Genomic DNA, 8,147 nt, shown 5'->3' on the forward strand with positions numbered 1-8,147 from the left:
GGGGCCGCCGGGCCGGTGCGGGCCGCCCGGCCGGCCCCGGGCCGCCGGCTTAGCGGCCCCGCCGAGGGGTCCGCCCCGGCCCCCCGTCGTACCGGCCGCGTCGACCCCGCCCCCCCGGCGTTCCACCAGGTCGGCCGCCGCGTAGAGGAACGCGATCTCGCCGACCGTCGAGCGGCTCGGGCCGTAGCCGCCGGAGCGGCACCACTGGTCGATGAGGTCGAGCGCGTCGCGGTAGTAACGGCCCTGCTCCAGGGCCATGTACTCGGTCAGGCTGCGGCACACCGCGTCGACGATGTCGTCCCGGTCGGTGTCCGCGAGGTCGTGCAACAGGGACCAGGCGGCCTCGGTCCCGTCGAGTTCGAAGATCACCCGCCACGCCCGGGCGGCGGTGGCCCGCAGCCGGGTGTTGGTCTCGAAGCTCCAGCTGCGCACCAGGGCATGGGCGGCCCGCGCGTGCCCGGACTCCATCGCGGCCACCCGGACCGCGACCGCGGCGGCGTCCCGCAGTTCGGGCCGGTCGCTGGCCGCCCACGGACGCAGGATGCGCGCCCTGATGGTCTCGAAGGACTGCTTGGCGAGCGTCCCCGCCGCGACCGCCCCCCGCACCCGGAGCGTCTGCGACTCGTTCACCGCGCAGTCCCGCAGCCAGTCGGGGAGGACCAGCCTGATCCGGTCGTACTCGGTCCACACGTGTTCCAGTACGTGGACGGAGACGCCCTGGTCCCGGTAGCGGACCACCTGGCCGCGGGCGCCTCCGTACCGGGTGGCGACCTCCGAGGTGACCAGCGTGGCCTGGATGGCGGCCAGCCGGCCGCTTGTGCTGCCGGTCAGCGCCGTGCCGCGGGCCCGGTCGGGGTGCTCCGCGGTCTCCTTGACCTGGAGCCGCTCCTCCAGATCGTGGGACAGCGCCGCGACGGACGCGTAGGCCTCGCCGCCGAAGATCGCCACGCCCACCGCCAGGCACTGCCGGGCCAGGTCGCCGAGGTTCTCGAACCACACGGCGAGCGACTCGCCGTCGCGCAGGGCGAGTCGGGCCCTGACCTTGGCGGTGACCTCGTCGTCGGACCCGGTCTCGGCCGCCTCGGCCAGCAGCCGCCCCAGCTCCGCGGCCCGCGCGGCGGGTGCTCCCGCCAGCAACTCCTGCAGCAGTGCGCCCACATCGGCGCGGGCCATCAGCTGTTTGACCCGCTGGCCGGCCCCGATGCCTAGCCGCCACGCAACCTGCGCGGCGACGATCTCCGGGCCGGCCGCCCGCCGGGTGGTGTCGAGCAGGTGGCTCTGCGCCCCAGGGTCCACGCGGGTCGCGGACTGCTCGATGGTCACGATCAACCGGCAGCCCTGGGAGCGCAGTTCGTGCTCCAGCCGGCTCAGCTCGAAGCTGGTGAGCGCGCCGCCGTTCGGGAGGTCGGCGAGTACGTAGCCGGCGTCCCGCTGGAGATCGGCCCGGCCGAGCCCGCTCACGTCGATGTCGGGGTCCAGCAGATAGAGCGTCCGGTGCCCGGCGTTGAGCAACAGGTCCCTGGCGAGTGCGTACTTGCCGCAGCCGAGCGGGCCGCGCAGCAGCACCACCGACCGCTGGGCGGCGCTCCGGTTCAGCGCGGACCAGTCCGGCGGACGGACGAACGCCTCCCGGGTCTCGTGGAGTTCCTCGGTGGAGAGCCGGTACATGCGGATCGCGGCAGGTCCGGCGACCATGTTGTAGATGTTGCCGCCGACCACCTGCCCGACCTGGAGGCCGTTGATGGCGTCGCGTTCGGCGCCCAGCCGCTCGTCGGCGGCACCCGAGTGGCCGGCCAGCCCGGCCAGCGTGGAGAGCAGCCCGGGGGCCTCGGCGGGCGGGGAGTTGGGGTCGGGCGATGCGGGCGCGGGCGCCGGTGCCGGTCCCGGTATCGCGTTGGCGGCGGGGTCGACCATCACTGACCCCCTTCGCCGCGCCGGGGCATCCGGATGGTGAGGCCGCCCTTGACGTACTGGTCGCCGTGGACGAACTGGCCGACGTCGCCGACCGTGAGACCGCCGGAGGTGCCCGCTTTGCCGCCGGGGGCGCCCGCCGCGCCGCCGGGAGCCGCCGGGCTCGCCGGTGCGGGCCCGGTCGGCTCCGGCCGCTCCGCCCGCCGCATCGGCGGGATGCCCGGCGGCACGTCGTAGCCGGGCACCCTGATCCACGCGCTAGCGCCCCTGATCTCCTTGGCGTCGAACGGGACTTCGCGGAACGCCTCGCGCTCCACCTCCGCCGTCCCGTGGCAGACCACCCGGCGGTACCAGTCCTCGGTGACGGCCAGCGCCAACCCGGCGCGGCCCGCCTGCGCGAGCGTGGTGCGCAGCGGTTCGATGTCGAGCAGCCGGCAGGCCGTGTTGAGCTCCTCCCCGACCCAGCCGCGCCCGTCCCAGCCGACGTCGCCGGAGTGCAGGACGACCCTGATCCGCAGCGCGCCCGGGGCGTTGCTGGTGGCGGCGTGATCGCGCAGCGCGTTGTGCAGCAGGGCGACGAAGGGCCCGGTGAGATCGAGCTTGTCGACGTCACCGGGCAGCAGCTGGAAGAAGCCGTCGCCGCGGTCCGCCGGGTCGGGCGCCGCGGACCTGTCGATCCCGGCGTCGTCGAGTGCCGTCTCCACCAGCGAGTACAGCTGCTTGCGCAGCAGGAAAGCGGTGGGGTTGTCGCGCGTGCCGAACTTCTCCACGTCGACGGCGACGATTGCGTAGTGCTGTGCCTTGATCCTCATCGAGCTTGTCCCTCCACGAAGCGGGAGGCCCCCCTTGGCCGGTTCTGGCCCCCGCTTCATGCAAGACCCGACAGCGGTCGGCGCACAGCGTCATTTGACGCACAAGGGACGGACAAGTGGTCCGCGCACTCCGGCGTGCGGGCGGTTGGCGCCCCCAACGGGCGGTGCGTGGAGGTGCGGTGACGGACAGTGAGTGGTGGATGCGGGCGCGCGGGTGATGGGTGCCCGGTTCTCGGCCAGTAAGCGCGGGCGCGCGCGGTGCGTTCGGGCCTGCGCGGTGCGTTCACGACGGAGTGGTTGGCGCCGGGCGAGTCGGGTGCCGTCGGCGCGTTGAGCGTTCAGGTCTCGGCGAGTTCGCGCAGCCGCGCGAGGTCGAGGACGACGGTCCGGCCCCGGTAGGTCTCCACCAGACCCTCGTCCTGCATCGTCCGCAGGCACCGCACCACCGACTCCCGCGAGGTGGCCGAAGCGCCCGCCAGCTCCTGCTGGTTCATGTGCACCGAGATGGCGCCCGGCGGGGTCTGCTCGGCGACCCCGTAGCGCCTGGCGAGCTCGACGAGCACCCGGGCCACCCGCACCCGGGCGGTATGCGCGCCGTGCCCGGCCCGCAGGATGTCGGAGTCGCGCAGCCGCGCCACCACGCTGCACAGCACGGAGGCCGACAGCTTTTCGTGCTCGCCCAGTAACCGGCGGAAGGTCGCGGCGGCCACCACGACGCCGTCGACCCGGACCATCGCGGTCACCGTGGCCGACCGCGGCGACCCGTCGAGGCAGGACAGCTCACCCACCAGCTCGCCCGGGCCGCGCAGCGCCAGCAGGCTGGTGTAGCCGTTGTCGGAGTCGGAGGTGACCTTCGTCAGGCCGTCGGTTATCAGAATGACGGAATCAGGGTGGCCGCCCTGGCGGATCAGCACCTCGCCCCGCTCCCAGGCCCGCACCCGGCCCGCCGCGCGCAGCACGACCAGCTCCTCCGGCCCGAAGGGCTCGGGTGGCCCGGACAGTCCCGGCGGCAAACGGTCTTCGGCTGTCATATGACCTCGCCCTCCCCCGACGCTGTTCGAGCACATCGTAGAAAGAAAACGGTCGCTGTGGGTCAATTGACGCAGAAGTCCCTCAATCCCTTCTGTCACCGTGCTGAGGGAGGGGTCGGGATGCTTGGGGATGGGGCGGAGCAAATGGTGTCGGGGGGACGGGACTTGATGAGCGACGAAGCGATCGTGGACGCGGACCGCGAGGCGGAGGTGCCCGGCGGGGCCGGAGACGGTACGGACGGGGCTGGGGGAGGGCTTGAGGGGGCGGGACGTGCCCAGGCTGTCGACACCGCGTGGCGGATCCACGCGTCCCTCGCCGACTGGACCAGCAAAGTGGACAACAAGGCCGTCTTCGCGCTGAGCATCGAGTCGGCGATGCTGGCCGCGACCGCGGCCCTTTCCAGCGGCTCCCGCTCCCCCTCGACGTCAGCACCACGCCAGGGATCTGGCTGCTCCGGACCGCGATGGTCCTGCTGGCCGCCGCGGCCCTGCTGTCCATCGGGGTGGTCACCCCCCGGATGCGGGACGGCGGGGTACGCCAGGACTGGCCCGACAACTTCACGTACTTCGGTCACCTGCGCCTGTGGGAACCGGACGCTCTCGCCGCCCGCCTCCGCGGCGCCGACCCCCTCACCTCGCTGAGCCGCCAGATCGTCGCCATGTCCCAGATCGCCTGGCGCAAGTACGTCCTGGTCCGCCTCTCACTGCTGATCGCCGCCATCGGCGCGGCCTGCACGGTGCTCGCGGGGCTGCTCGGGTAGCGCGGCGGCCGGAAGCCCAGCCAACTGGGCGGCAGGTCACGGGAGTCATGTGCCATTGCGGCGCTACTGCCCTAGGGGCGAGCAATCCGGGCGGTACCACGGCGATGTGGGTGAGAGATCGGCTGGACGGGCTGTGGTGCGACGAGGACTTCGCCGACCGGTACCCGCGCGACGGGCGTCCGGGCCTCTCGCCCGCCCAGTTGGCCACCGTCTGTGTGCTGCAGTTTCTGCTCGACTTATCGGACCGGCAGGCGGCCGAGGCGGTGCGCTGTCGCATCGACTTCAAATACACGCTGGCCATGGAGTTGGACGATCCCGGATTCCACCACAGCGTGCTGGCCGACTTCCGCGAGCGTCTCGCCCAGGGTGATCGCGCCGACCGCCTGCTCGATCTCGCGCTGGCCCGTCTCAAGGGCGCCGGGCTGTGCGTGAACGCACCACGCAGCGCACCGATTCCACCCGTGTCCTGGCCGCGGCGTTGGCCCTGTGGTGACGTCCCCTTTCGGGCGACGAACTGCCGGTGCCAGGTCAGCAGGGTGGTGGGAGTGACCGCGAACACCAGGCGCCAGCGCTCGCGCGGGACCAGCCGGGACAAGACGGCGAACCAGATCCGGTCCGCAGGCTCATAGCGCACCCGCGCAATCTGACGGCGCAGCACCGCGTTCTCATGCCGCAACGCCAACACCTCCGCATCCTTGGCCGCCCGGCTGCGCAACACGGCACCGGGCAGCATGATCAAGTTCCGAACCAGCGCGGTGACGATGGACAGCGGCATCAAAGGATCGTCCCAGACACTGCGCGGGTCGTGGCATCAGATGCAGAAAGGTGCAGGTCACGGCCCGAATCGTATTTTCGAGCGGCACAGGTGTCAGCTCCACGCTGACACCGCCGCCACCCCGAGCCGCAGCGGTACCCGAGGGGCACAGGTTGTCAAGCAGGATGTGCCACGGTGGTGAGGTACTCCCAGGAGCCATCGGTATTGAGGTTGGTCGTGTCCTTGCCATCGTGCACGTACTCCGCGCGGACGCGGTACAACGCCCCGTTAGGCATACTCTTCCAGGGAAGCCACACCACGGCTGCGCTTCCTGCCGGACCGGAGCCCAGAGGCTGGCACTGGGAGGTGCTGATCGTGTGCCAACTGCCGGAGCGGAAGCGTTGCAGCGTAACGAACAGGCACTGACCAGGGTGTTTGGGGGCTATCTCCGCCATGAACTGCGGGGCCCGACCCGGGTCGTCGCGGATGTAGACGCGATAGAGCTTGCCGCCGTGGCGGGTGCTCTGGTCGTACAGGCGCAGCGTGTCGGTGACCCGCGCGTGGACCCCGACCGAGTGTGTGGCGGTGGCGGGTGCGTAGCGGTAGTCCCCGGCGAACGCGGCGCTGAAGACCGTGGTGTGGGAGAGCTTGTACCCTACGACGAGGTTGCCGTGGGCATCGACCTTGCCGGACTTCAGCAGCACCTTCCGGCCGCCGCTGGGCTGTGCGTAGATCGCGACGGTACGGCTGTCGTACGTCGTGCCGAGGTGGACGGCTGCCTTGGCCTGCCCCAGGTAGGCGTAGGTCCGCGCATTCGTGGTCAACGTCAGGTGAGTGGCGGCGCGCGAGACCTGGACGGTAGCGGCCCCGGACGCGGCCAGGTGGGCCTTGTCCCCGGGGTAGCGCACCGTGTAAGTGTTCGCGCCGCCGACCGGTGGCGCATCGGCGACCTCGAATGTGCCGTCGGCGGACACCGGCACGTCGCGCAGCGGCACCCCGGCGGGGTGGGCCAGGTCGGTCCGGGTCACATGGACGATCTCGCCGGAGGCATACGGCCCTGTGGAGAGCTGCCCGCGGATGGTGATCGGAGCCGTGCGGCCGCTCTTGGCCGGGGCGGTGAGGGTCACCGCGGGAGCGCCCTTGGCGACCTCGGCCAGGACGGTGCCCGTAGCCGCCTGATGGGAGGCATCGCCGGTGTAGTCGATCCGGTAGCTGAACTCGCCTTGTGACGGCGGGGTGTCGGAGAAGCTGAACGAACCCACACTGGTGAACCCACCGCTGAACACCGGGAGCGTCCCCGCGGTGTACACCGGGTCCGGGAGCGCGACTCCGTCCGGGTGAGCCGCGTCTATTCGCCTGACATGAGCGACCGGAGCGAGGAACGGGACACCCGCCGTCTCGATGGTGAGCGTGCCGGCGACCGACTCCCCCGGCTTGGCCTTAACCACCTCCGGGGACGCCCAGGCACGGGTTTCCGCCACCTCAGGGCCCTGGATGACCCGCAGAGCCGGACTGCCGGAGGTGTTGTCAGTGGTCACGGCGAAGAGCCTGCTGCCGTCCGGATCCCACGCCGCACCGTGTACGGCCAGCCGGGAACCCTCCGAGGCCTCATAGCTGTTCAGCGGCCGCGCTCCGCGAGCGGCAAAGACATCGAGTTCCTGGTCATCGGCGCTCGCGGCCACGGTGCCGTCAGGAGCGACGGCGACAGCCGCGGGATACAAGATCCTTCCAGGATCGTCGGGGTCCGGCAGAAGATCCGAGGTGCGGTAGGCGCTCGTACGCACTCCCCCACCCCAGCTCCCGGCCAGGACGTCCTGACCGTCCGCGCTGACGGCGAAGTCCGCCAGATCAGGGATGCCGAGGGTCGCGGAGGCCGTGCGCTTGACCGCCCCCGCCGAAACGTCAAAAACAGCGAACGCGGCGGAATCCGCACCCGCAGCCCCCGCCACCAGCAGACCGGACGGGCCCGGCGTCGTGGCCAGCAACGGCGGCGCACCCCACGGTCCAGGGTCCTGGTCCAGGGCGACCTCGGGCTGGGCACCGCTCACATCGAGCGAGCCGATCCCGCCGGCACCCACCGTCCCATAACCGAACCAGACCCGACCCCCGGCAACCGCCAAGGAACTCGGGCTCGTACCCGTGCCCGTGCCATCACGCGCCGTCTCCTTCAGCGTCCCGGTGTCGATGACGGATATCGCATCACTGCCGGTAAGCGCCGCGAACAGCGTGCCCCCGTCGCCGGACAACGCCAGGGCCGTCGCTCCCGGCTCCGAAGCGATCGTGGCGACCGTGTTCCCGTCCAGGTCGGTAACAAGCAGGCCGTCACTTCCCGCGCCACCGCTCAGGAACACATGCCCATGCACCCCGTCCACCACCATGTGCGAAAAGTGCGCAAACGGCAGCGGAATGCCGGCACCGGCGGCGCCGGCGACCGGTCCGACGCCGGTGATGACGCCGGCCAGGACAGCTAGGGCCACTCCCAAAGAGAGCCTGGTCAATCTCACGAATTCTCCATGCCTATTGTCGAGCGAGCGAACACCATTGAGCCACAGTCACAACGGAGCGCAGCCGCCCGCCATCGGAGTCGCACCAAAACCCTTCCAACCGAACCGTACGATCCCACGTCCAACGGCAGTTACGGAAACGCAACTCCCCTGCTCTAGCAAGTACTCCACTATCACCATGGCCTGCGAGTTCGACTCCTACTACATGTTACCGTGCGTCACATACGGCTCACAGTCGGGGTGCGTCGGCCTCACGAATTCACGGCACCAGGCACTTCAGTGACAGCCAGTCACCTCATGGAGGAAGGGTGCTTCCGACCTGCGATGATTCAGCTTCTCTAGGACTGGATCACGTGCAGGGGAGGCACCCTTCC

Annotated in this window: 5 protein-coding genes and 1 pseudogene; 2 read left to right on the forward strand and 4 right to left on the reverse strand. The window is 70.9% G+C overall.

Annotated elements, in window-relative coordinates; all coding sequences use genetic code 11:
- The 3 genes and pseudogenes from FCI23_RS52510 to FCI23_RS52520 all read right to left on the reverse strand — a co-directional run.
- Positions 1–1,914: pseudogene (locus FCI23_RS52510) on the reverse strand (hypothetical protein); the annotation flags it as partial.
- The gene (locus tag FCI23_RS52515; protein WP_136731023.1) at positions 1,914–2,723 is read right to left on the reverse strand and encodes a hypothetical protein; all 810 of its coding nucleotides are present in this window, start codon (positions 2,721–2,723) and stop codon (positions 1,914–1,916) included. The pseudogene FCI23_RS52510 and the gene FCI23_RS52515, both read right to left, overlap by 1 nt.
- A 338-nt stretch (positions 2,724–3,061) precedes the next feature.
- Positions 3,062–3,754, reverse strand: coding sequence for a Crp/Fnr family transcriptional regulator (locus tag FCI23_RS52520; protein ID WP_136731025.1), 693 nt, complete (start codon positions 3,752–3,754; stop codon positions 3,062–3,064).
- A gap of 293 nt (positions 3,755–4,047) precedes the next feature.
- On the opposite strand from FCI23_RS52520, the gene FCI23_RS62865 reads away from it, so the two are divergent.
- Entirely contained in the window at positions 4,048–4,515 is a 468-nt protein-coding gene (locus FCI23_RS62865; protein WP_265737858.1) for a Pycsar system effector family protein, read from the forward strand.
- 110 nt (positions 4,516–4,625) lie between these two features.
- Positions 4,626–5,144 carry a transposase gene (locus FCI23_RS63485; protein ID WP_322974059.1) on the forward strand — a complete coding sequence of 173 codons (519 nt, stop codon included), beginning with the start codon at positions 4,626–4,628 and terminating at the stop codon, positions 5,142–5,144.
- Positions 5,145–5,445: 301 nt separating this feature from the next.
- On the opposite strand, the gene FCI23_RS52540 is transcribed toward FCI23_RS63485, so the two are convergent.
- On the reverse strand, positions 5,446–7,773 hold the full coding sequence (locus tag FCI23_RS52540) for a hypothetical protein (protein WP_136731028.1): 2,328 nt from the start codon (positions 7,771–7,773) through the stop codon (positions 5,446–5,448).
- Between the last annotated feature and the right edge of the window lie 374 nt (positions 7,774–8,147).

The sequence above is a fragment of the Actinacidiphila oryziradicis genome (assembly GCF_005047355.1).
Classification (GTDB): domain Bacteria; phylum Actinomycetota; class Actinomycetes; order Streptomycetales; family Streptomycetaceae; genus Actinacidiphila; species Actinacidiphila oryziradicis.

Excerpts from the sequence above, each read along its gene's own strand:
- FCI23_RS52520 (WP_136731025.1), bottom strand. The coding sequence starts at position 3,754 with ATGACAGCCGAAGACCGTTTGCCGCCGGGACTGTCCGGGCCACCCGAG.
- FCI23_RS52515 (WP_136731023.1), bottom strand. The coding sequence starts at position 2,723 with ATGAGGATCAAGGCACAGCACTACGCAATCGTCGCCGTCGACGTGGAG.